Source organism: Chitinophaga sp. 10T418 (assembly GCF_056394125.1).
On the sequence record NZ_JBFTHG010000024.1, the window covers coordinates 1 to 24,872 of the forward strand.

The following is a 24,872-nucleotide window of genomic DNA, read 5'->3' on the forward strand; positions in this document are numbered from 1 at the left end:
AATATTATACAATACGCCATACACTCGCTTTAGATAATCTTCATTTTACCCCGCAAACCGGTTCCCCGGATTATGTTATATTTATAGTAATCAAAATAATCTCCCATGGCAAAACAAATGTCTGTCCTTCCCTTTACGGGAAAACTCGGTCCTCTCATCGGCTATAAGCGCAATGGCAACTACTTCCTGCGCTCCATGCCTGAAAGCGTGCAGCAAACGGCTGCTACCCGCCGCGCATCCCGGCGCTTTGGCATCGCCAGCAGGAAAGGCGCTTTTATCCGGCATGCTTGCTATCCCCACCTGGATATCCATTGTGACGGTGGCCACATCAATCGGCTCAACAGGGTACTCATTGCTGCCGGCGATCATCATGAAGCCATCACAGGCTTTCGCTTCAATCAGCATACCGCGGTAGATCGTTTCTTTCCGGTGGCTCCCCGGCTGTTCGGTAATGGAATATTAAATATTCCCGCACAAACGATCGTACAACATAAAGGTATTACTGCGCTGGAAGTAAAAGTGATCGCTACGCGTATTGATTTTATATCACGCCAGGTGGCCGGTAGCGAAACGGTTACACTAATAATAGACCCCGATACCACTTTCCAGGAAACAAATGTTTCACTGGATGTACCCGGAGAAGGTTCACTGGTGGTAGTTTTCCAGGTAAGAGCCCTATACAAAGATGGCCCATCGCGCAGCAGACAATACATGGCTGCCGATATTATTGCAGTGGCAGCCCCACAGGTACTCAAATATGCTCATAAACGCAGGTATCCAAAGCGGAAGATATTGCTTCCCGACCTTGCCTGTACACACGTATATCCGGCTATCATTCAACTGGAATAAAGCTAATTTGCCCCCGGAGATATTTTGATAAATAAACCCTCTATACCTGCTTCCTTTTAATAGTCTATCTCTTTCTGCAGCTACAGCCTGACACTGAAGCAGCCCTGCTATGGCCAGTTCCGACCTCCATCCATTTGCTGATACAATTTCACCGAGGTTATACATCCGGAACTCACCCCCGCATCAAGTCCACCTCTACTGCACTACTTCTGTAGGTACTAAGCATAGCCTCGGCGGAGCCTACATAATCACAATACACTTTTGCAGCTAATGATATGCAGCATATCTTAAAAGCCTATTTAACGACAACGCCGCTTACATCATATGATGTAAGCGGCGTTGTATTAATAAGTATTTATTACCGGGTCAGCAGGCTGACACTTCTTTTTTACTCAACTTAGGTTCCAATCCCAGGGTTTGCAGCATCTTCATATCTTCTGTTACACCTGGATTAGGTGTTACCAGCAGGGTTTGACGCTCTCCTGTAAAGATGGAATTGGCGCCTGCCATGAAGCACCAGGCCTGTTCAGATTCAGTCATTTCTATGCGGCCGGCTGTGAGGCGCACAGTAGATGCAGGCATTACAATTCTGGCAGTAGCAATCATACGCACCATATCCCATGCATCTATCTTGGGATTATCTTCCAGTGGCGTGCCTTTCACTCTTGCCAATGCATTAATGGGCACGGACTCCGGGTGTTTAGGCATGGTAGCCAGTGTGAGCAACATGGAAATCCGGTCGCGATGCGTTTCGCCTAAACCGATAATACCACCGGAACATACGGTAATACCTGCTTTGCGCACGTTATTGATAGTATTGATCCGATTATCGAATTTCCGGGTAGAAATAATTTCTTTATAATATTCTTCAGAAGTATCGAGATTGTGGTTGTAGGCATACAGACCTGCTTCCTGAAGGCGAATTGCCTGCTCTTCTGTGAGCATACCCAATGTACAACATACTTCCAGGCCCAGATCATTCACTCCTTTTACCATGTCTATCACGCGGTCGAAATCCTTGTTATCTCTTACTTCGCGCCACGCCGCCGCCATGCAGAAACGGGTAGACCCGGTTTCTTTGGCTTTTCTGGCGTGCATGAGCACCGTTTCGGTAGACAACAATGCCTGTACTTTAATATCCGTATGATACCTGGCAGCCTGTCCGCAATAGGAACAGTCTTCCGGGCATCCACCGGTTTTGATGGATAAAAGGGTACATACCTGTATTTCTTTGGCGGAATGCCGTTCCCGGTGTATGGTAGCTGCCTGGAAAACCAGTTCCAGCAAAGGCTGGTCGTAGATGGCCTGGATTTCTTCCAGCGTCCAGTCATTTCTGATAGCTGATGTCATCGTGCGTTATTGAGTGGATTATAAGTAGTGTATGAATATAGTTATGCGTACTGGTGCAATTCCTGGCCAATAGCGGCCATCCATAAGTCAAACAGCTGTTGTTCCAGCGTTTGAACGTGTTGTGCATGCGCTTCCCAGTCCGTAGCAAACCTGTTGAGCTGATTAATCATTTCTTCCAGGTGGCCTTCTTCTTCTACAATAATGGAACGTACCATCACTTTACTCTGCGCTTTGTCAAGGGCGGCCTGGTATACCGGGTAAAGCAGATCGGCACGGACTTCTATCGCATAGGTTACAAAGAGGTAGGCGGCATATTTCAACTGCTGCCCTTCCAGGCCGAAAGCAGTTTTCAGGTAACGGCAGGTTTGTACATCCAGTTGATGCAGGTAATGCCTGGTCTGGTTAGGTGCCAGCAGTTCCTGCAGCTGATAGGTTTTGCAGCTTTCTGCATCTATTTTTGCAATTTGCTTTTTCAGGTAATAGGCGTGGCGATGTTCTTCCGCCGCATGTTTCAGCTGGATAAGGTCTACCGTGGTAGGATGCTCACAGGCAGATATTTTCCTGGCGCCGGCATTCTCCATAAAGGAAAGGGTATTTAACCACCTGGCGTGCAGGAAATCGCTACCAACAATCTGTTGCAGTAAATCTTGCATATTTAACTTGTTTCGGTTCAAAAGTAGTCGCTTACCGGATGGTTCCACTAGGCCAGTTTTTATATTCCAGCTAGTCCGGTTGTTTTTACTTCTCTCCAATAACAATATCTATAGAGCTGTATTCGATTCACAGTGGCTCATCTTCCTGTTACAAACTTTAATTTCCCTTCTTTATATATTATATTAAAAACAATACAAAAGGTTTTTCCAGCAAATAAAATATCTTGCCGGACTATTAAACCGTCTTATTAATGATATCATGAGTAGTCCGCTTACTGTTCCATATAAAAGCTTTGTACAGATAGACCGGCAGTCAGGCACCGCTATCTATTTACAGATCGCCCACCAGTTGATCAACGCTATTCAGCGGGGCTTCCTGGTAACCGGCACCCGGCTTCCCGGCACCCGGCATTTCAGCGAACTACTGGAAGTAAACAGAAATACCATTGTAGCAGTATATGAAGAACTGGACGCCCAGGGCTGGGTACAAACAAGGCCCAACAAAGGCACCTTCATTATCGGCAAAATAGATCCCAGGCCCCAGAAGATCCGCAACGCCCAGGAGAACCAGTTGGCCCATTACCCAAAGGCAACCGGATTTTCTTTCCAAAAATCCAACCTGCTGGATAATCCCTTTGAACACTCTTCMTGTGAGTATGTATTCAATGACGGTACACCCGATATCCGCCTTACCCAGATCAGTCATTTATCCAGTCTATACAGCGCCAACCTGAAAAGAAAGAGTAACCATAAAAAACTAGGCTACTACAACCATGATGGCAGCGAATTTTTTAAGCAGCACCTGTCTAACTACCTGAATCAGTCACGCGGCCTCCATATATCCAAAGACAATATCCTGATTACACGCAGCACAGAAATGAGCGTATTCATTACTTCCGAAATATTATTATCCCCTGGAGATATTGTATTGGTGGGCTCACTGAGCTACTTTTCCGTGAACATGATTTTCCAGAAATCCGGCGCCACCATTATGTCTGTGCCCATCGATGAAGATGGTATTGATGTAGCAGCCGTACGTGATATCTGTAAGAAACATAAGATCCGGATGTTGTATATCACACCGCACCACCACTACCCTACTACAGTGACATTAAGTGCTTCCCGCCGGATTGCCCTACTTCACCTGGCCACGGAGTTCGGATTTATTATCCTGGAAGATGACTACGATTACGATTTTCACTACGACAATAGTCCCCTGCTACCCCTGGCCAGCGCCGACAGCAATGGCATGGTAATCTATATTGGTGCATTCGGCAAATCGTTGGCCCCCGGCTTCAGAACAGGGTTCATAGTAGCTCCGGAAAACCTGATGACAGAAATGAGAAAACATCTCGGCATCATCGACCGGCAAGGCGATGTGCTGATGGAACAGGTATTGGGAGAAATGATCGAAGCAGGAGAAATTCACCGCTACCTGAAAAAGTCGCTTAAAATATACCAGGAACGGCGGGATCATATTGTGGACATACTACAGGACCAGCTTCACGAATTCATTGACTTTAAAAAACCTGCCGGCGGACTCGCCGTATGGACCCGGTGGAAACAACCCATCAACCTCATGAAGCTAAGTAAAGCCTGCGCCAGGAATAACCTGTTTATTCCTAAAACCTTACTATACCAGCACAAAGAGCTTACGGCGATGCGACTGGGGTTCGGACATTTCACACTCCAGGAAGCAGAGAACAGTGTTCAGATATTGCGACAAGGAGTACTGGAACAATGGGGAAGCTGATTTCGTAGCTTTTAGCCATTAGCTTTTAGCTTTTAGCAAAATGCAGCGGAGATAAACATATATTATTGCCTGAAAGATGGGCCCCTTTCTCTTTTATGGCAATCTGGCCACAAGCCTTTCCGGCATATATTTCAGTATCCGGTAAATAACTTTCCATTTGATACCCGGTACGATGGTAAAACTATTACCGGCATTAACGATGGTACGGGCAATAAACGAAGGCTCCATCAGTAACGATTCCGGGAGGTCTAGTCCGGCTGTCATTTTGCTACGGATATATCCTGCAACGATCACGTTAACAATAATTTTCCGGGAAAACAGGTATTGTCTTAGTCCTGCCAGGTACTGCGTAAATGCCGCTTTCGTACTTCCATAAACGAAGTTGCTTTTACGTCCCCGTACGCCGGAAAGAGAGGATAATCCAATGATCCGTTCCAGGTGATCGTTGTTGCTATCTTTTATAATCAGATGAATAATAGATACGGCGCCTGCATAATGTACCTGCATCATCCGGTAGCTGCCTTCCCAGTCTACCAGCGCCTGTTCATTCGTTACCTGGAAACCGGCAGCATAAATAACAATGTGCGGTTTGGCAGGTAATGCAGCATAGAATGCAGCATGATCTTCAAAAGCAGTAGCATCAAAGTAGCAGATGGTCAGCCGGTTTCGGGGCATATTCCTAGCGTCCATAAATGACGCTATTTCCGTCGTGCTGCGGGAAGCTGCTATAACATAATATCCCTTTTCCAGGTACAACAGGATCACTTCTTTTGCTACATCGGAATTGGCGCCGAGAACAAGGACTGTTTTGGTATCGTACAGACTCATAGACCGTAAAAATAGTCAATAGATCTACAGCTTACAATGCCGGAGTGTAAAAGTGGCTATTTATTTGTTTCGTTGGAAAACGGGATAGTCGTGAACCTTAGTGCATGTTCGCCTTCTCAATGGTATGGATAATGCTGTCAGCATCAGCCTCTGCTGGCTGTATATTATAAAATAGTATATTAGGGATCTACTAACAGCGTAAGTATGAATATAACAAAGATCAAGTTAGACTGTCAGGACAGAACTTCTGTTGCATGGCAAAAGCTATGTGAATATGTGACCATTGTTGCTGAAGAGAGTAGAGCCGAATTTTCCCCGCTGGAGTTTCTCGGACTGGAGCTTTTCACACAGATATATACGCTCCCGGAAACAATTGCTACACTGAAAAGCGTAAAGAAAATGCGGTTATATGGGAGCCGGCTGAAAAGAATTCCTCCGGAAATCGGCCAAATGACCTCACTTGAAAATTTTGATCCGTATACATCCTATGACCTTTGCTGGTTTCCCTTTGAGCTTACTCATTGTAAAAATCTTAAAGACAGCAGGATAAGTACAAGAGCTTTATACGGAAATTACAAGAATAGAAAACCTTTCCCTTATCTGAAAGATAATCCTGTCAGGTATTTTGGTGACAAAGTCCATTGTAGTATTTGCAAAAAGGAACTGGCATATAACCAGACAAACCAAGTTTGGATAAGCCTTAAGATAGGGACGGACGTCGTCCCGTTATTGGTAAATTTGTGTTCACCTGAATGTGAGCAATCTTTACCAGTACCTCCACACGGCTATATTCCCCACCATCACAAAGGGGGAGCGGATTTGAAACAATCAAACGTAAACCCTTTTTCGCACGTAAAAAATCAATAACATTTACGCATTCAGGTAACATACCAAACAGACTAAATCCATCACAATATAAATAACTACGAAACATTCGTAGCTATTTATTATCTTGGGTATCGATAGGGAATTACCCTGTTCGAAAATGCCACGAAAAACACTCACCGTCTAAAGCTTTTAATACAAATGATTTACTTCATCAAGAAGCTTATCAAGCTATGTGTGCCCGTCACATTTGTCTTGTCCAGCCTGAATGTGAATGCACAGGAAGCTTTGCGGCAAGTGCAGCAAACAATTGATAAAATTGAAAGCTATAACAACTTCAGCTATCAATACATTCTTAAGCAAAAGGAATATACCAGTGATACCCTTGTAATACAATACAACGATATTTTTTCAAAAGCGCCTGAAGATAAGAATTTCGGTTATTTTTTTAACCGGGAACTTACCCTTCAGGACAGTAAGTTTCCTTCGGCGACTTTATACAATGGGAGAAAAGTAATGAGTATAAGTTATGCAGACAGCACTTATACCATGAAAGAAATCAATGCCCAGGCTATCCAGGGCTCACTGCTTGAATTCCTGAAAAATATAAAAGGTTTCATATCCAAAAGACCATCTGAAATGCTCAGTGATACCACCATCAATAATGTTACCTGTTCTCATTTAATTGTTAATACCTACGACACTATCATCAATAAAGAGCATCTTTATACATCTTTCAACTTATTCTTTGACAAGTCATCGGATATGCTAAACAGTGTAGTCATCAAATCAAGAAGTGCAGGTATTGGAAATGGCATCTCTGACTATTATTCGGCATCCCAATACTCCAACTATAAATTTAACCAGGACAATATTGATATTGCGTCCATGACGATCCCGCAGGGATTTCAGCAAGAGAAAAAGCGGCCAGCCTTGTTAGGTACAGGCGAGGTGGCGCCCAACTGGACATTATATGACGCGAATGGTAAAAAGATGTCTTTAACACAACTGAAAGGTAAAGTTGTAATGATGGATTTCTTTTTTATTGGTTGTGGGCCTTGCATGCGGTCGCTAAAGCCATTGAACAACCTTCATGAAAAATATAAAAACCAAAACGTTGCAATGGCCAGCATCACCGATAGAGATAGTAAAAAATCAATCCTGGAGTTTCAGCAACAATACAAAATCAAAAACCCTATTTATATTCATGCGGATGATGTAGTCAAATCATATCACGTAACTGGTTTCCCTACTTTCTATTTTATCAACAAAGAGGGAAAAATCGCTGCAATAATTGAAGGGTATGAAGATAATTTCGAAGAGAAAGCCATTTCGATCATTAATGATTTGCTTAGCAAAAAATAAATCCTGACAATTCAAACATTACTTAATGAACAAGTATATCGTACTGATATTTATAATTACTGCCTGCAATACGCCTGCGAGAGAAAAATTTAACACGATTGACTATGTTACCGTAGGTAAAATGATGGATACCATCAAGCCGCCGTATGTGATAGACCTTTCCAGGAATCACAAGCGGCTCGTGTTTATAGGCTGCGATCACAACAGGGATAGTACCCACCCCCAGTTTAAAGTGATAGAAAAATACTTTAACGATCTTCAGCCGGAGCTGGCCTTTAATGAAGGCGGACAGGTAGCCGACAGCGTACATTTTACCTCCCTGAACGAGGCCGCCTCCCAGAAAGGCGAAATAGGCGCATTGAAGTACCTGAGCGACAAAGCGGGTATCCATATGATGAATGGCGACGTGGACGACAGCACAGAGTATGCTATTACACTGAAACAGTATCCGCAGGACCAGCTATTACTTTATTACCTGATGGAACGCCTCGTCATCCCTTATCTATACGGCGCATATGGAAACGGATCGTTTGAGGAACTATACCACAATGCCATCGATAAATGGTTTATAAAAAATGGCTTCCCTATATCCGAAAAACAAAAATCCATTGATTATTTCAAACAACTATATCAGCAATATACCGGCGTGTCTTTTGAACTAAAGATCACGTCAGAGGTGGAGAAATTTGATTACATCAACGGCGGTGATTGCAGGTTCTGTGCCATTGGCAGTGGATCAAAAATGATAAGGGATAGCATATTGCTTCATAAAATAGATCAGGCCTTAGATAAATATAACAGGGTAATTATCACTTTCGGACATGGCCATGCCATAGCATTGAAACCCGCCTTAAAACAGCTGCTGGATAGAAAATAATTGTTACACCCATTTCAAAACACCAATGCAGTATCCGAAACGTTTCGGATACTGCATTGGCTTCAGTAATTCCAGCCTATCGCTGATGTTCAGGGACGGCAATCCATTCCGCGTATTTTGTGGCACCCAGGTAAACGGCCTTCTCGGGTGCCAGGGAATCGGTGTCCAGTGGTGCACCGGAATACAATGCTTTGGCGTCTGTTTTTACCTCATTATTTTTCCGGGTGGCCTGTGCATATTGACTGATCCATGCCCTCATGTCAAACTTTTCAGGTCCGCCAATTTCCAGGATGGTATTCACCGGTTTGGAAACAGCTGTTTGTGCCATGAAGGCGGCCACGTCTTTACTCGCAATCGGCTGAATATTGGCATCCGGTAAACGCACTACCCCGTCTGCCAGGCTCATTTGAAAAATGCCACCGGCAAATTCAAAGAATTGTGTGGCATGGACAATGGTGTAAGGTATGCCTGATGCTTTGATCATATCTTCCTGCACTTGTTTAGCCCGGAAATAACCACTTGCCTGCAACTTTTGGGTGCCCACTACCGACAAGGCAATATGGTGCTGCACACCAGCGGCTTTTTCGGCAGCCATCAGGTTTTCATTGGCAGTTTTGAAAAAGTTCATCACAGCCGTATCTTCAAAAGATGGCGAGTTGGATACATCCACCACTACCTGCGCGCCCTGTAATACTTCGGACAAACCTTCGCCGGTAAGCGTGTTTACACCATTATTGGGTGAGGCCGCAATAATTTCATGCCCGGTATCCTGCAATAAGGCGACTAACTGGCTACCAATAAGGCCGGTACCGCCGATAACTACTATTTTCATCTTGCATTTTTTTGAATGATCTGATGATGCAAAGATGAACAACCCAGTACCGGAAAAACTTAAGCTGGTTTAAGAAATGTAGGTATCCTGCAGTATTTGTAATGTTTCGGGCGAAACGCCCATGTATGAAGCAAAAATGGGATCGGGAATTCTTTGGATAACGGTAGGATAAGTTTTACGGAAATGATGGTAAAAGTCTTCTTTAGATATGGTAGCATATGTTTTTTGTTTGAACAGGGCGGCGCCATAGGCGCGCTCATGAATCTTATTGAAATACAGCGCCATCAAAGGGAATTGCAATAACAGGGTTTCATAGTTTGCCCTGCTCAAACAGGTGATTTCTGAATCTTCCATCGCGGCAATGGCATATACCGCCGGCTGCCCATCACAAAAGGTTTTGTAGTCTGTTAACCACCAGTTTTCCAGAGCAAAATGGACTACCTGTTTTTGATCGTTGTGATGATAAAATAAGTACAGGCATCCTTTATTGACAAAGTAAATGTTGCTGCAAGCTTCCTTTTCATTTAACAGTAAGGCATCTTTTTTTACGTTTATTGTTTGAAAGAAAGCTGTCATTTGTTCCTTCGGTATAGTAAATCCGGGAAGAAGTTGTTGGATATGGTGGTGTAACTGTTCGGTCATATGTGTCTGTTTTCCGTTCTTTTTTTTCGCAACTCACTTAAATATTCCGGCGTGAAACCCAAAAAGGAGGCGAGTATTTTTTGTGGAATCCGCTGAGCGAATTCCGGGTATTTGGATTCGAAGAGTTCGTAAAATTCGTTTTTCGGCATCCTGGATATCATCCGTACCCGATGCAGCGATGCAGCGTAGGCACGCTCGTACACCAGGCGGAAATATTTTTCCATTAAAGGAATTTCCTCCAGCAACAAGGCGTAGTTTTTAGCACTCAGGGCTAATACTTCAGTAGCTTCCAGCGCCTGGATGCTGTATACCGATCTTCGTCCGGATCGGAAAGCATCGAGGTCGGTCATCCACCAGTTTTCCAGAGCAAACTGCAATGTTTGCTCCAAACCGTTGTTATCGGTGAAAAACAAACGCAGGCAACCCTTTACCACGAAAAAGTAAGCCGTACAAAGCTTGTCTTCCTCCTGCAGCAAGTCTTTTTTCCGGAACGAGGGTGTATCAAAAAACGACAGGATCTTTTCTCCGGCTATCTCCCGGCAGCCCGTCATTACCTKGATATGTTGTATCAGTGGATGCATGTGTATGACAAAAATACCAATATATTAAAAATGCGGTTTGCCTCCTTTTTCATCTCCCATAAAAAAGAAAAGAAAAAGAATGAAATACAACAATTAATTATCGATTTACAATAATTAATTATTAAATTTGGACTATCAATCTAAAAATAACAAAAATGACCCGAGTAAAAGCAGTTTCCAAAATACTGCATTATATCAGTAAAATATTCGCGTTGGGGTATCTCATCACCATCCTGTATTCCATTATTTGTTTATTGACCAGTTGGGGCATACAGTACTACGGCGAGGGAAAATACCTGCATATCCTCTATATGTTTACGGATACGCCTTTCCTCAATATAGACAATACCTCTTCTTATATTATTTTCTCGTTCCTATTACCGCTCAGCTTATACACTTTGTTCTTCTGGCTGGCAGCCAATGTGTTTAAAGTATTTTACCAACCAAAACTTTTCTCACCGCAAAATATTGTTCACCTGAGAAGGTTTTACCTGTTTAATATCATTGCACCGGGCGTATCTGCTGCATTCTCCAGCATTTTCGTGCCATTGGAAAGTATCATCTGGGCGCTGATCACCGTGCATTTGTTCCTGGGCATTTTCGCTTATTTTCTTGCGGCTATATTTAAACAAGGATTACAATTACAAAACGAACAGGAGTTATTCATATAGTTATGCCAATTATCATAAATATTGATGTGATGCTTGCTAAGCGCAAAATGCAAAGCAAAGAATTGGCGGAAAGTTTAGGAATTACACCGGCCAATTTATCCATACTTAAAACCGGCAAGGCTAAAGGTATAAGATTTGATACCCTGGAAACTATTTGTAAAATTTTGCAATGCCAGCCCGGAGATATTATAGAATATAGAGAGAACGAATAATCCATCCATATAACAGGTTGTAAAAGCAATGGCTAACCATTGCCTGGAATTGTATTGTCTAAACACGCCATCAAATGAACAAACTTTCCATCAATCAGCTTTCCCTCACGTATAAGAACCGCGTCAAAGCCCTCAGTAATGTTTCACTGGCAATCACCAATGGCATGTTCGGCTTATTGGGGCCAAACGGTGCGGGTAAATCATCTCTCCTGAAAACTATTGTGGGCTTACAAAAACCCGACAACGGGGAGATCATTTTTAACGGAGTAGATGTGATAAAAAATCCGTCATTCATCAGGAAACAGCTTGGCTTTTTACCTCAGGACTTTGGTGTTTACCCTAAAAACTCCGCTTATGACCTGCTGCAACACCTCGCCGTACTTAAAGGTATTAGCCATGCCGCAGAACGGAAAGCACAAATTCTAAGCTTACTCGAAAAAGTGAATTTATATCACGTAAAAGACAAAGAAGTACATACTTTTTCTGGCGGGATGAAACAACGTTTTGGGGTTGCTCAAACACTACTGGGAAACCCTCAGATTATTATCGTGGACGAACCCACCGCCGGACTGGACCCGGAAGAACGGAACCGCTTCAATACCCTTCTGAGTGAAATAAGTGAAAAGGTCATCGTTATCCTTTCCACCCATCTCGTCGAAGATGTACGAAACCTTTGCTCGCAAATGGCGGTAATAAAAAATGGTGCGTTAGTCACTATCGGCAGCCCTGCGGAAATGATATTGAGGTTGCGTGGGAAGGTATGGACCAGGCAAATCCATCCATCCGAATTAGCATCCTATCAGTCTTCCTGTCAAATCATCAGCCAGCAGCTCATAGAAAGAGCCATGCATATTGCGGTTTACTCCGCGGAGCCACCTGCAGGATTCTCTGCATTGCCTCCTACACTGGAACATGTTTATTTCCACACCCTCTATCACTCATAACATATGAAAGCTATTTTCCTTTTTGATATCACAGGATATGCCAAAGGATTAACAAGCTACCTGGTAGCTGCCTGCCTGCTGGGTATTGGTATATTCACAGGTGCGCAGTTTCACCTGAATATAGGCGATGGCGTATATCTTAATTCCCCCTATACTATCGGCTTTATGCTGGGAATGCTAAGTCTTTCCATCATTTTCATCGCTATCGTTTTTGCGCAGCAATTGCTTTTTAAAGAGTGGGATACCAATTTTGATCTTATACTATTTGCCACACCAGTTGGCAAAGGCAATTTCGCTGGTGGGCGCTTCCTGTCGCTATTAACGCTTACACTTATCAGCTTCTTAGTATTAACAACCGGGTTTGCCATAGGACAGCAAACAAGAACAGATGCGACCATGCAGCCGGGTATGCACCTCCTTCATTACATATATCCGTTCATTTTGTTCGGCGGCTGCAACAGTCTGTTCGTTTGCAGTTTCCTGTTCTTCATCGCATGGAGAACAAGAAGCAAACTGCTGACGGCCGTGGGAGGCTTACTTTTATACGTGCTGTACATGGTAATTTTGCTGTTCTCCAACTCCCCTTTCATGGCGCAAGCCGCTCCCCAGTCTTTAGCAGCACAGCAAATATCCACCATCGCAGATCCTTTCGGGCTATCCGCTTATTTCTACGCCAGCAGAAATTTTTCTGTGAGTCAGCGTAATACTGTTCTGACGCCGCTATCGGGATACCTCCTGGTAAACCGGCTAATAACCCTGGCAGTATCATGGATCTGCTTAATGCTCGGCTACATCAACTTTTCCTATACCCGAAAAAGGCGAATGAAAAAGGAGACCACATCATCTGCAGCAGCATACACCTTCCATCCGGATCTTTCTATAACAACGGCATATAATCTCCGAACACAACTACAATCGATAGGGTCGTTTATAAAAATGGATTTAAACCATACCCTCAAAAATATTCCTTTCACCGCTGCCGCCGTGCTCCTGCTTTTCCATATAGGAATGGAGATGTATGCCGCCATAGAAAAAGGCATCCGCCTGCCACAACAATATGCCAGCTCAGGATTAATGGCAACTACCATTTCTAAAAACTTCCATCTGATAGGCGTGCTGCTAATGGTGTATTTCGTGAATGATATGTTCTGGAAAAGCAGGACGGTAAAATTCTCTCCCATAGAAAGTACGACCACTCACCATTCATCCAAACAATGGGGACACTGGTGCAGCAGTGCGGTGCTACTATGCTGTTATACCATACTGGTGATTATGCTCGGGGGGATCTTCCAGGTAGCTTACCAATATCCACGGATAGACTGGCCAGCTTACGCAGGCGTAGTGATCTTCTGTACCTGTCCGCTGTTGCTGCTGACCGGAGGACTGTTGTTAGTCAACCAACTGATACGTAGCAAGTATATTGCCCTAGGTGTGTGCATATTGGCGGCGCTGACAACCGCCAGCCCCTTATCAAAAAAGTTCATCGCCACTCCTCTTCTCCGCTTCTTTTCCGGATTTAATGGAACTTATAGCGATTTCAACGGCTACGGCGCATATTTACCTTCCTTTGCGGAAAGACTGGTATTCGGCGCCGGTGTGGTTGGTATGCTGTGGATGGTTTACGATGCCGTAAAAAATAAGCGGTTAAAGATAGCTGCTCTTTTCAGTATACTGGCTTTAGCCGCTACCAACCTGTTCTCCGGGAAAGCGTTTATGCGGGAATACCTTCCTGAAGATAGCGCGACAGAGATGGAGGCAGCGGCCCGCTACGAAAAAATGTACCGAAAGTACGAGTCTCTTCCACAACCTACTATTACAGCGGTAAACACCAACATTGATCTATATCCCGGCAAAAGGGCGTATGTAATTACCGGAAGGTACATTATCAAAAACCTGACAAACCAATCCATCCATAAAGTACTCATCAATTTTGATGATGGATTCAGCATCATGAATACCAGTTATACTTCGGAGAATGAGGTAATCCCAATTCATGATGCCGTTTCTGAACTTGCATTAACGCATCCATTACAGCCAAACGACAGTGCCTGTATTCGTTTTGAGATGTCGTATCATTGGGCGGCTGTAAACGGCCATCAGCCGTTCAACGCCATTATTGAAAATGGTTCCTTTATGCGCATCAGCCGTTACTACCCTCAAATTGGATATCAATCGCAAAATGAAGTAGCTGATAGTTTGCAAAGAAAACAGTTAGCCCTGGGAGCACCTACCCCAGTTAAGCCAGTGGATGCACCAAAGTCTTCTACCCCCGATTTTATCGATTTAGATATGGTCATTTCAACGGAACATCAACAGACTGCTATTGGTACCGGGGAGCTCATAAAGCAATGGCAGCAGGGCGACAGGAATTACTTTCACTATCGGACTAATACGCCCATTCCTTTTCGCTTTGCCGTTTCATCCGCTCATTACAACACGCGGCATACCACACACCATGGGACGGAGATCAACGTTTTTTACCAGCCCAAACATGATGAAAATGTTGACCATTTAATTTCCTGCGCGAAACGCACACTGGATTATTGCCAGGCAAACTTTGGCCCGTATCCGTTCCGTGCCATTACCTTTGCCGAGATCTCGTCCTCCACCAGCGGTTTTGCTGCCACCGCCTATCCTGCAAATATTTTTATGGCAGAGAACATGCTTTTTCATGCAAATATCAAAGCAGATCAACAACAGGATGTGATTAATGAACTGGCAGGACATGAGCTCTCTCATTTATGGTGGGGCAATAATCAGATAGATCCCGACAACAGGGAGGGCGCTGCTATGCTCACCGAAACGCTGGCCATGTATACAGAGATGATGCTCTACAAAAAAATGTATGGCCGGGAAAAAATGATGGAGAAAATAAAAGTCCACCGGCAGCTCTATGATATGGAGAAAGGGTTTTCGAAAAATCAACCCTTGTATAAAGTACTGGATCAGCAAACGCATATCTCTTATTCAAAAGGGGCCATCGTCATGGTGAAGCTCAGCGAGATGATTGGAGAAAACAAAGTAAATGAAGCATTGAAAAATTTCCTTCAACGAAATAAATATCCTCAGCCCAAACCGGTTTCTACTGACCTGATTACGGAGATATTAAAGGTGAGTGAAGAAAAGTATCACCGGGAGATTGAACGCATGTTCATGGAAATCATCTGATCACATCAAAGCAACTCCATATCCAGGTGCTGGTAAGGCGAGAGGAAATGATTATCGGGCTCAAGTTCTGTGATCAGGTAATTGATCAAATTAAGATCACACACTTTCATGCGTTGGGAAGAATTCAGTTTTTCTGCGATGCTGATGATCGCCAATTTTTTGGCGGCGCGGATCATCGCTCGTTTTACCTGTACCACTTCCCAATCTGAGTCTGTCATCCCGTCCTGTACGGAGAAACCGTTGGCGCCTAACAGGCAAAGATCCACTTTAATGTCTGCCAGCTGGTTGATCACGCTGGCGCCCAGATGAACATGTGAGCTGGGGGAAAGCTGGCCACCTATGCTGATAACGGTCAGGTTGCGGTGTTCTACCAGTTCCAGTGCCACCAAGGGACTGATAGTAAAAAAAGTAGCACGCAGGTTTTCCGGGATACTTTTGGCCAGTTCAATCATGGTGGTTCCGCCACCGGTCAGCACCACCATATCATTTTTCAGCAGCCGGATGATCTTTTGGGCAATCTGTTGTTTGGCTGACTGTGCATACACGGTGTTGTCCGCATTAAACGGGTAATGAAAGGAGCGGCCGATAGCGCCACCATGTACTTTTAATACCTTTCCTTCTTCCGCCATCTCTTTCAGATCCCGCCGAACTGTATCTTCCGAAATACTCAACATGGAGCTGATATCTGTTGATAATACTTTGTTGTGCAGGTTGATCTGCCTCATGATAAAGGCCTGGCGCTCTTTTTTCAACATTAGGGGAAGGTGTTTTTAAGATTGTACAAATTTAAAAAAAAGTAATCCAATCTGATTATGCGTGTTTTAGCGTTTTTAAAAGTTACCAAAAACGCGTTTTAACGCATATTACTATAAAATATCGTATTTGCACCTTATATTCATGCAATAAAACGCAAATAACTGCAGTAAAACAGCAGATTTGTCAACCAGAGAAATGATTCCTATTTAACGCTAAATCTAACTTATATACAATCAAAAGTCTGTAATTCAACCTATTAACTAATCAATCAATTCACTACAACCAAGATTTAAACCTTCCCAACATGAAAGAAAGGATACTTATCACTTTCGCCTTCTTGCTGTTTTATGCCAGTTCCTGGGGCCAAAGCGTCCTATCAGGTACGGTGGTAGATAAAAACAGCCAGGAGCCCATCATTGGTGCCACTATATTAGTGGGCAAATCCGGCACCGTCACAAACAGCACCGGGAAATTCACGCTGCAGCTACCTCCCGGCGCCACTTCGCTGCACATCACCTTCGTTGGTTACAAATCACAAACGATCCCTTTAAGCGGAAATAAAGAATACCATATAGCGCTTGAAGCAGATGAACACTCCCTGGAACAACTGGTAGTGGTAGGTTACGGCACACAGCGGAAGGCCAATCTCACCGGCGCCGTCACCACCGTAGATGTAGCGAAGACCATGCAAAGCAGGCCCATTACCGATCCATCCAAAGCATTGCAGGGAATTGTGCCCGGGCTGAATATCACCTATTCCAATGGAGGTCTCACCCAGGCGCCGGCTATCAACATCCGCGGCGTTGGTTCCATCAATGGAAGTGGCCGGCCACTGATCCTCGTCGACAACGTTGAAACACCGGACCTCACCATGATTAATCCGGACGATATAGAAAGCATTTCCGTACTGAAAGATGCTGCTTCTACTTCCATCTACGGCGCCCGCGCAGCCTTTGGTGTGGTACTCATCAAAACCAAAACAGGTATCCGCAATATGCCTACCCGGGTGCGTTACTCCAATAACTTCGCCTGGAGCTCACCTACTGCGCTGCCCAACTTCTCCGATCCGGTGAAAGAATTGACAGGCCTTTATGATGCAGGTGTACGCGCAGGAACTACCTCTCCTGAACTATTCGGTATGCAACTGCTGAAGCTGCGCGATGGTATCAAAAACTGGCAGGAGAAATATGCAAATAACCGCAAAGGCATTGAAATGGTGCCGGGAGAAGATTTTGAAATTGATCCCGCCGGCGGTCCCACCTATTTTTACCGGGTATGGGATGCCAAGGATATGTTGCTGAAGAAATTCACTCCCCAACAAATCCAGAACATCAGCGTACAAGGCGGCAGTGAAAAGATCTCTTACTACATGTCCGGTGGATTCAGCAATGCAGGTGGTATCCTCAAAATGAATCCCGACAACCTAAAAAAATACAACATCACCGGTAGCGTCAACGCATCTGTTACCAAATGGCTGGACATGGATGTGCGTATGATGTACCGCAACTTTGAATACGACTATCCCTACCAGTATCAGAACTACTTTCAATACATGTGGCGCTGGGGCGCCTATTTCCCTTATGGTACTTACCAGGGAAAATATTTCCATCATACACCGGGGTACCTGGCAGGCGCCAATACCAGCACTGTTACGGATAATTATACCCGTGTAAACCTGGGGGCTACGCTGAAGCTCACGAAAGATTTAAACGTTCGTGCGGAATATACGATAGGCCGCGACAACATCACCCGTCATGAGGTGGGCGGTAAAGTAATGGCGTGGGACTTCTGGGCCGCCGGCATGCCCCTCACCAATATTGGCAGCGCCTCCCAGGATGTAGTGGGCTACGCCGCCGGCAACTACAAAGTGAACACGTTTAACCTGTACGCTACCTACGATAAAAAGCTGAACGCCAATCATCAACTGAAATTTATTGCCGGTGTGAATGCGGAAGATGAAGATACCCTGAACTTCAGCGCGTACCGCCGCAACCCACTGGATCCTACCAAAGCGGAAATTCCGCTGGCCAGTGGCGATCAGCTGGTAGCAGGAGGTCACCTGGCCAATGCATATGCAGGCTTTTTTGGCAGAATCAATTACAGTTATAAAAATAAATGGTTGCTGGAACTGAATGGCAGATACGATGGCGCCTCCTCCTTTCCACCGGCCGATCGCTGGGCATTCTTTCCTTCTGCCTCTGTGGGTTACCGCCTTACGGAAGAACACTTTATGGACGGCATAAAAAACACACTGTCTGATGTGAAATTCAGGGCCTCCTATGGTTCGCTCGGCAACCAGGACATGGGCGGTAAATGGTATGTACCAGCCATGAGCACCAACAACAGTGTTAACTGGATGAATGGCGGCAACTATGCTTCCGGTGTGGGCGCACCTCGTGCAGTAGCCGCCTCCCTTACCTGGGAAAGAGTGCGTACACTCGATATAGGTACCGACATCAGCCTCTTTAATAATCATATAGGCGTTACCGTAGATTGGTACGAACGCAATACCGACAATATGCTTACCAACAGAGCAGTGCCAGCCACCTTTGGCACTGACGCGCCCCGTGAAAATAATGGCGCCCTCCGTAACCGTGGTTATGAAATAGGCATTGACGCGAATTATAGTATCACAAAAGACTGGAACTTCTATGGCAGCGTTGCTTTCTGGGACAGTAAAACAGTGTTCACAGAATGGAATAACCCTTCAGAATTATTATCGCTGAATTATAAAGGAAAAGCTCTGGGAGAAATATGGGGCTTTGAAACAGATCGTTATTTTACGAAAGACGACGACCTCAGTAAACTTCCCAATCAAACGAAACTGGCAGACGGTAACTTCGTATTTGGCCCGGGAGATATCAAGTATAAAGACCTCGACGGCAACGGCGTGATCGATGGAGGCCAGGTAACCCGCAGCAACCATGGCGACCTGAAACTGCTGGGCAACTCCCTCCCCCGCTACCAGTATAGCTTCCGACTGGGCAGTACTTATAAAGGCTTTGATATTGATGTATTGTTCCAGGGCGTTGGCAAAGTAAATTACTGGGGAACAGGTGATGTAACCATCCCCTTATACCGCGGCGGCGACATCATGTATGAAAACCAGCTGGACTACTGGACAGAAACAAATACCAATGCTTATTATCCGCGTCCATATCCCGGCAACGCCAATGGCAAGATCTCTGGTTTACTGCTCGGTGGTAATAATTTCTATCCACAATCGAAATACCTGCTGAACCTGGCCTATCTGCGTCTCAAAAATATCACACTCGGATACACTTTCCCGGCCAGTATCACTAAACAAATCCACCTGCAACGGTTACGCATATACGGCAGCGCACAAAACATTGCCACTATTTCCAATGTGGGCGTGCCACTGGATCCGGAAATCACCACCGGCGAAGCAGCTATTTTTGGCAGAACCTGGCCATTTCAGAAAACGTGGTCATTCGGATTACAGGTCACCCTTTAAACCAACAACAGATGAAAAAGCGTATATACTTACCAGTTATATTGATATGCCTGATACTAGGCGCCGGTTGCAAAAAATATGTAGACAAAGGATTACCTGATCAGTTTGACGATAACACCTTCTGGCGGACGGAGGATAATATCCGGTCATACAACTGGCCTTTTTATGAGAACTTCACCGGCTATGGTAACGGTAACAGTTTCGGTGATTTTTATTTCAGCTGGTTTTCTGATGACCAGGCCCCCACAGGTTTCGCAAAATTCACACAGAACGTACCTGCCAGCTCCAGCGCCTGGAGCTTTAGCGATGTGCGCAAAGCCAACATCATGCTGGAAAGAATAGACCAGGTACCTATTTCAGATGAAGCTAAAAATCACTGGAAAGGGATTGCCCGGTTTTTCCGCGCACTCGTTTACTTTAACCGCGTGAAAGACTATGGCGATGTACCCTGGCTGGGCAAATCGATGGATATCAGCGATCAGGCCTATATCTATAAACCCCGTGATCCCCGCACCGTGGTGATGGACAGTGTACTGGCGGACCTCGACTTCGCGGCAGCCAATATCCGTGTAAAAGACCTGGATAACACCGTTAACCGCAACATTGCGTTGGCGCTTAAATCACGGATATGCCTGTACGAAGGTACCTGGCGCAAATACCACACAAATCCCCAGTTGCCCGGCGCCGCCAAATTTCTCCTGGCCTCCAAAGATGCCAGCGAAAAAGTAATGGCCGGTGGCGCTGTATTGAACGCCGATTATACCACTACTTACAACTCCCTTGATCTGTCCGGTAATAAAGAAGTGCTGTTGTATAAGAAATATCTTCCCGGATATCTTACCCACTCAGTAATAGGATACCTTACCAGCAGTACTCCCATGGGAGGGCCCAATAAATCGGCCATTGATGCCTTCCTCTGCTCCGATGGATTGCCCATCGGGTTATCTCCGCTCTATAAAGGCGATGACAACCTGACAAACACCCGCACCAACAGGGACAAGCGACTGCTCCAATCCATTGATACGGTGCTGTGTTACAACGGCAACCTCGTAAGCGGCCGCAGCAGCAGCACCGGCTATCGTCCGGCTAAATTCCTGCAACCCGCTGTAGCTAACGCTCTGGCGCCTTACAACGATACGGACGCACCTATTTTCTGGCTGGCGGAAGTATTGCTAAACTACGCAGAAGCCGCAGCAGAACTAGACAATCTCGGTCAGTACACTTTCTCACAGGCGGATCTCGACAAATCCATTAACCTCCTCCGTGTACGGGCTGCCATCCCTGCGCTGCAATATAAGGGCGCGCAACAGGTGGCGGTAAACGGTACCGCATATACAGACCCGACTAAAGATGCCACGGTGCCTTCTCTCATCTGGGAAGTCAGAAGAGAGAGAAGAACAGAACTATTATTCGACGGCTTCCGCTTCCAGGACCTCATGCGCTGGGCCAAAGGCAGCTACATGAATACCAGCAACAAGGATATCTGGCGCGGCGCCAAAGTCCCTGACAATGGTAAAGTGTTAAGAGATGCAGAAGGCTATATCACACCATATACAGTAGCCACCGCTCAACGCACGTTCATCGATCCTAAAAATTATTTTCAGCCAATCCCAAGCGGACAAATAGCATTATACCCGGCTGGTATCCTTGCTCAAAACCCAGGCTGGTAAAAGCATGCATCCATATTAAAAGCAGCGGTTTCAGATAATTATCTGAAACCGCTGCTTTATTTTATACTATCATCCTATTAAACTTCCGGCTACCACTATCCCCGCTGCTTACATGGATAACGCCCCTGCTTCCATCATTATTGTATGTAAAAAATAAAGGTAAAATCCACTAAAATTATTTCACTCCATTATGAATTTAATATTATCTTAGCAACTAAGATATTTACCTAATAAGATATAAAATGGAAAATGACGTCCTCAAAAGTATAAGAAAACTAAGCCAGCACTATACCTACGCCTCTATTCAAATGCACGAAGCCGTTGGCCGAAAGGCTGGTCTTTCCGGAACTGACCATAAATATTTGGGATTCTTAATAGAAAAAGGGCAAATGACCGCAGGTGAGCTTTCCAACTTAACCGGTTTAACAACAGGTGCAGTTACCGGTTTAATAGATAGGTTTGAAAAGAAAAAACTGGTGAAAAGACAATTTGCTGAAGACGACAGACGCAAGGTAATCATTAAGCCCAACACCGAAAAGATCATGGCGCTGTTGGTACCCCTTTATAAAGAGTTCCGGCATAAGTCAGAAATGCTGCTGGCGTCATTTTCAAACAAAGACATCAAAATCATTGAATCCTACTTTTCAAAAGCAATTGAAATAATGGATGAAACAACTAATAAGCTCAACAACAAATAATTGCAGACAAAATAAATAACTATGACGAATCACATCAGTACACGTTCATTTGTATTTAGTCTTCAGGACATTGACAAAACAAATCTTGCGGATGTTGGGGGGAAAGGCGCGAACCTGGGAGAACTCAGCAGGATCGAAGGCATACGGGTGCCGGAAGGCTTTTGCGTTACCACCAAAGCGTATAAAAAAGCAACTGGCCATCATCGGGAATTAAATAACCTGTTGGATGAATTAACACGCCTTAAAGTAGAAGAGCGGACAAGTATCAGTGAAATCAGCGCAAAAATCCGTGTGGTTATCGAAAGCATACCCATTCCCGGAGATATAGCAGCAGAGATGGCCGGCTATCTCACCACATTTGGTAAAAAAGAGGCTTTTGCAGTGCGGTCCAGTGCCACAGCAGAAGACCTGCCCAACGCCTCCTTTGCCGGCCAGCAGGACACCTATTTGAATATTATCGGGCAGGACGCCATCCTGCAACATATCAGCAAATGCTGGGCATCGCTGTTTACCGAACGGGCAGTCACTTACCGCATTCAAAACGGCTTCGACCACCGCTCCGTCCATCTCGCTGTAGTTGTGCAGCGAATGGTGTTCCCGGAAGCAGCAGGGATTTTATTTACTGCCGATCCTGTCACGTCCAACAGGAAAATATTATCCATTGATGCCAGCTTCGGGCTTGGTGAAGCGATGGTCTCCGGCCTGGTAAACGCTGATCTCTATAAAGTGAGTAATGGCAAGATTATCGATAAAAAGGTATCGGCCAAGAAACTGGCCATTTATGCCCTGAAAGATGGCGGTACGAAAGAACAGCCAATTGAGCCGGGAAAGCAGACCTGTCAGGCCCTGACGGATGAGCAGATTTTACAGCTGGAGCACCTGGGCAGAAAGATCGAAGCGCATTTCGGAAGTCCACAGGATATCGAATGGTGCCTGGCGGAGGATACATTTTATATGGTCCAGAGTCGCCCCATTACTACTTTATACCCGGTGCCTGAAGGGAATGATCAGGAGAATCATGTTTATATTTCTGTTGGCCATCAGCAAATGATGACCGACCCCATGAAACCCCTGGGATTATCTTTATGGCAGTTACGGGCTGCTTTACCCATGTACAAAGCTGGCGGAAGGTTGTTTGTTGACGTTACAAACCGGTTGGCTACACCCGCTGCCAGGGAAAATCTTTTATACGGCATGGGACAACATGATCCGCTCATAAAAGACGCACTGACAAACATTGTAGAGCGGGGAGATTTTGTAAAATCGTTTCCGGATGATGAAAAAGGACCCGCTCTTCTAAAAAGCCATAAAGGTATGCCGGCTGCGGATATTTTGGCGCAGGTGGGAAACGATCCGGCGATCGTTTCCGTTCTGATTAATCGTAGTGAAACATCGGTAGAAACACTGAAACAAAACATCCAAACGAAATCAGGACCGGAGCTGTTTGATTTTATTATCGAAGATAACCAGCAATCCAGGATGACAGTATTTGATCCGCAAAATAGGGATGTGATCATGGCTGTGGTGAATGCAGCAGCATGGATCAATGAAAAAATGAGCGAATGGCTGGATGAAAAAAACGTAGCAGACATACTTACTCAATCTGTATCAAACAATATTACGTCAGAAATGGGCCTGGCACTATTGGATATCGCGGATGTGATCCGTCCTTATCCGGAAGTAGTTCATTATTTACAACATTCAGGGGGCGATAACTTCAGGGATGATCTGGTGAAGCTGACTGGTGGCAAAGAAACCCTGGACACCATCAACGCTTTTCTCAACAAATACGGAATGCGATGTGCCGGAGAAATCGATATTACTAAAACCCGCTGGAGCGAAAAACCCACTATACTTTTCCCGATCATTCTGAGTAATATCAAAAACTTTGAACCCGGCGCCAGCAAGCGGAGATTTGAACAGGGGCGACAGGCAGCTTTGGAGAAAGAACAATCATTGTTAGATCGGTTGAAGCAATTACCGGATGGTGAACAAAAAGCAAAAGAAACAAAAGCGATGATCGACCTGATCAGGACTTTCGCCGGTTATCGTGAGTATCCAAAATACGGTATTGTTAATCGCCTCTTCGTTTATAAGCAGGCTTTAATGAAAGAAGCAGCACAACTCGTACAAGCCGGAATTATTCATGAAAAAGAAGATATCTTCTATCTCCGTTTTGAAGAATTCCACGAAGTAGTGCGTACACAGCAACTGGATTACCAGATCATCGGCCAACGAAAAGACGAACACAAATTATATGAGAAATTAACGCCACCACGTGTTATTACATCCGATGGTGAGATCATTACGGGCAGGTACAAACGGGAAAATCTGCCGACCGGAGCTATTGTAGGACTGGCCGTTTCCTCCGGAGTGATAGAAGGACGGGCACGTGTTATCTTAAATATGGAAGATGCGGATCTGGAAGATGATGATATATTAGTCACCACATTTACGGACCCGAGCTGGACACCGTTGTTTGTATTGATAAAAGGCCTTGTCACCGAGGTAGGTGGACTAATGACCCATGGAGCAGTGATTGCACGTGAATACGGTTTACCGGCAGTGGTTGGGCTGGAGGATGCTACCAAACTGATCAAAGACGGACAACGCATCCGGGTGAATGGAACGGACGGATATATAGAAATATTGTGAGCAGGAAGAAAGCATTTGAAAAACAGACTTCATAGATATTTACGAATCAGGTTACAAACAAAAAGTAT

The 24,872-nt window shown here is 44.9% G+C and carries 20 protein-coding genes; 13 read left to right on the plus strand and 7 right to left on the minus strand.

Annotated elements, in window-relative coordinates:
• Positions 1–105 precede the first annotated feature (105 nt).
• Positions 106–849 (plus strand): hypothetical protein, encoded by a 744-nt coding sequence (locus AC1DCV_RS35000; RefSeq protein ID WP_477027547.1) that lies wholly within the window; start codon positions 106–108, stop codon positions 847–849.
• Between the two features lie 366 nt (positions 850–1,215).
• Here the strand turns inward: AC1DCV_RS35000 and bioB are convergent, their stop codons facing one another.
• Both bioB and AC1DCV_RS35010 read right to left on the minus strand, forming a co-directional pair.
• A complete protein-coding gene (gene bioB, locus AC1DCV_RS35005; protein ID WP_441576806.1) occupies positions 1,216–2,199 on the minus strand; it encodes a biotin synthase BioB in 984 nt (327 codons plus the stop codon).
• 41 nt (positions 2,200–2,240) lie between these two features.
• Entirely contained in the window at positions 2,241–2,852 is a 612-nt protein-coding gene (locus tag AC1DCV_RS35010) for a hypothetical protein (protein ID WP_477027548.1), read from the minus strand.
• A gap of 259 nt (positions 2,853–3,111) precedes the next feature.
• On the opposite strand from AC1DCV_RS35010, the gene AC1DCV_RS35015 reads away from it, so the two are divergent.
• Entirely contained in the window at positions 3,112–4,605 is a 1,494-nt protein-coding gene (locus AC1DCV_RS35015; protein WP_477027549.1) for an aminotransferase-like domain-containing protein, read from the plus strand.
• Positions 4,606–4,698: 93 nt separating this feature from the next.
• Here the strand turns inward: AC1DCV_RS35015 and AC1DCV_RS35020 are convergent, their stop codons facing one another.
• Positions 4,699–5,433 (minus strand): SDR family NAD(P)-dependent oxidoreductase, encoded by a 735-nt coding sequence (locus AC1DCV_RS35020; protein ID WP_477027550.1) that lies wholly within the window; start codon positions 5,431–5,433, stop codon positions 4,699–4,701.
• 204 nt (positions 5,434–5,637) lie between these two features.
• Here AC1DCV_RS35020 and AC1DCV_RS35025 point away from each other — a divergent pair, with 204 nt between their 5' ends.
• From AC1DCV_RS35025 to AC1DCV_RS35035, 3 genes are all read left to right on the plus strand, one after another.
• Complete coding sequence (locus tag AC1DCV_RS35025; RefSeq protein ID WP_477027551.1) at positions 5,638–6,300, plus strand: hypothetical protein; 663 nt, start codon at positions 5,638–5,640, stop codon at positions 6,298–6,300.
• Between the two features lie 159 nt (positions 6,301–6,459).
• Complete coding sequence (locus tag AC1DCV_RS35030) at positions 6,460–7,623, plus strand: peroxiredoxin family protein (protein ID WP_477027552.1); 1,164 nt, start codon at positions 6,460–6,462, stop codon at positions 7,621–7,623.
• 25 nt (positions 7,624–7,648) lie between these two features.
• A complete protein-coding gene (locus tag AC1DCV_RS35035; protein WP_477027553.1) occupies positions 7,649–8,500 on the plus strand; it encodes a hypothetical protein in 852 nt (283 codons plus the stop codon).
• A 76-nt stretch (positions 8,501–8,576) separates the two neighbouring features.
• Here the strand turns inward: AC1DCV_RS35035 and AC1DCV_RS35040 are convergent, their stop codons facing one another.
• From AC1DCV_RS35040 to AC1DCV_RS35050, 3 genes are all read right to left on the minus strand, one after another.
• Positions 8,577–9,332, minus strand: coding sequence for an SDR family oxidoreductase (locus AC1DCV_RS35040; protein ID WP_477027554.1), 756 nt, complete (start codon positions 9,330–9,332; stop codon positions 8,577–8,579).
• Between the two features lie 69 nt (positions 9,333–9,401).
• A complete protein-coding gene (locus AC1DCV_RS35045; RefSeq protein WP_477027555.1) occupies positions 9,402–9,974 on the minus strand; it encodes a Crp/Fnr family transcriptional regulator in 573 nt (190 codons plus the stop codon).
• A complete protein-coding gene (locus AC1DCV_RS35050; protein ID WP_477027556.1) occupies positions 9,971–10,555 on the minus strand; it encodes a Crp/Fnr family transcriptional regulator in 585 nt (194 codons plus the stop codon). The genes AC1DCV_RS35045 and AC1DCV_RS35050 overlap by 4 nt, the downstream gene beginning before the upstream one ends.
• A gap of 155 nt (positions 10,556–10,710) precedes the next feature.
• Here AC1DCV_RS35050 and AC1DCV_RS35055 point away from each other — a divergent pair, with 155 nt between their 5' ends.
• The 4 genes from AC1DCV_RS35055 to AC1DCV_RS35070 all read left to right on the plus strand — a co-directional run bounded on the left by AC1DCV_RS35055 (position 10,711) and on the right by AC1DCV_RS35070 (position 15,550).
• Positions 10,711–11,226 carry a hypothetical protein gene (locus tag AC1DCV_RS35055; RefSeq protein WP_477027557.1) on the plus strand — a complete coding sequence of 172 codons (516 nt, stop codon included), beginning with the start codon at positions 10,711–10,713 and terminating at the stop codon, positions 11,224–11,226.
• Positions 11,227–11,228: 2 nt separating this feature from the next.
• Positions 11,229–11,438 carry a helix-turn-helix domain-containing protein gene (locus AC1DCV_RS35060; protein WP_441576796.1) on the plus strand — a complete coding sequence of 70 codons (210 nt, stop codon included), beginning with the start codon at positions 11,229–11,231 and terminating at the stop codon, positions 11,436–11,438.
• A gap of 74 nt (positions 11,439–11,512) precedes the next feature.
• Entirely contained in the window at positions 11,513–12,382 is an 870-nt protein-coding gene (locus tag AC1DCV_RS35065) for an ABC transporter ATP-binding protein (protein WP_477027558.1), read from the plus strand.
• Positions 12,383–12,385: 3 nt separating this feature from the next.
• Positions 12,386–15,550: an ABC transporter permease/M1 family aminopeptidase gene (locus tag AC1DCV_RS35070; RefSeq protein ID WP_477027559.1), complete on the plus strand. Its 3,165-nt coding sequence runs from the start codon at positions 12,386–12,388 to the stop codon at positions 15,548–15,550.
• 5 nt (positions 15,551–15,555) lie between these two features.
• Here the strand turns inward: AC1DCV_RS35070 and AC1DCV_RS35075 are convergent, their stop codons facing one another.
• A complete protein-coding gene (locus AC1DCV_RS35075; protein WP_477027560.1) occupies positions 15,556–16,305 on the minus strand; it encodes a DeoR/GlpR family DNA-binding transcription regulator in 750 nt (249 codons plus the stop codon).
• A 305-nt stretch (positions 16,306–16,610) separates the two neighbouring features.
• Here AC1DCV_RS35075 and AC1DCV_RS35080 point away from each other — a divergent pair, with 305 nt between their 5' ends.
• From AC1DCV_RS35080 to ppsA, 4 genes are all read left to right on the plus strand, one after another.
• Positions 16,611–19,781, plus strand: coding sequence for a SusC/RagA family TonB-linked outer membrane protein (locus AC1DCV_RS35080; protein ID WP_477027561.1), 3,171 nt, complete (start codon positions 16,611–16,613; stop codon positions 19,779–19,781).
• An 11-nt stretch (positions 19,782–19,792) separates the two neighbouring features.
• Positions 19,793–21,451 carry a RagB/SusD family nutrient uptake outer membrane protein gene (locus AC1DCV_RS35085; RefSeq protein ID WP_477027562.1) on the plus strand — a complete coding sequence of 553 codons (1,659 nt, stop codon included), beginning with the start codon at positions 19,793–19,795 and terminating at the stop codon, positions 21,449–21,451.
• Positions 21,452–21,693: 242 nt separating this feature from the next.
• A complete protein-coding gene (locus tag AC1DCV_RS35090) occupies positions 21,694–22,149 on the plus strand; it encodes a MarR family winged helix-turn-helix transcriptional regulator (RefSeq protein ID WP_477027563.1) in 456 nt (151 codons plus the stop codon).
• A 21-nt stretch (positions 22,150–22,170) separates the two neighbouring features.
• On the plus strand, positions 22,171–24,804 hold the full coding sequence (gene ppsA, locus AC1DCV_RS35095; RefSeq protein ID WP_477027564.1) for a phosphoenolpyruvate synthase: 2,634 nt from the start codon (positions 22,171–22,173) through the stop codon (positions 24,802–24,804).
• The last annotated feature ends 68 nt before the right edge of the window (positions 24,805–24,872 follow it).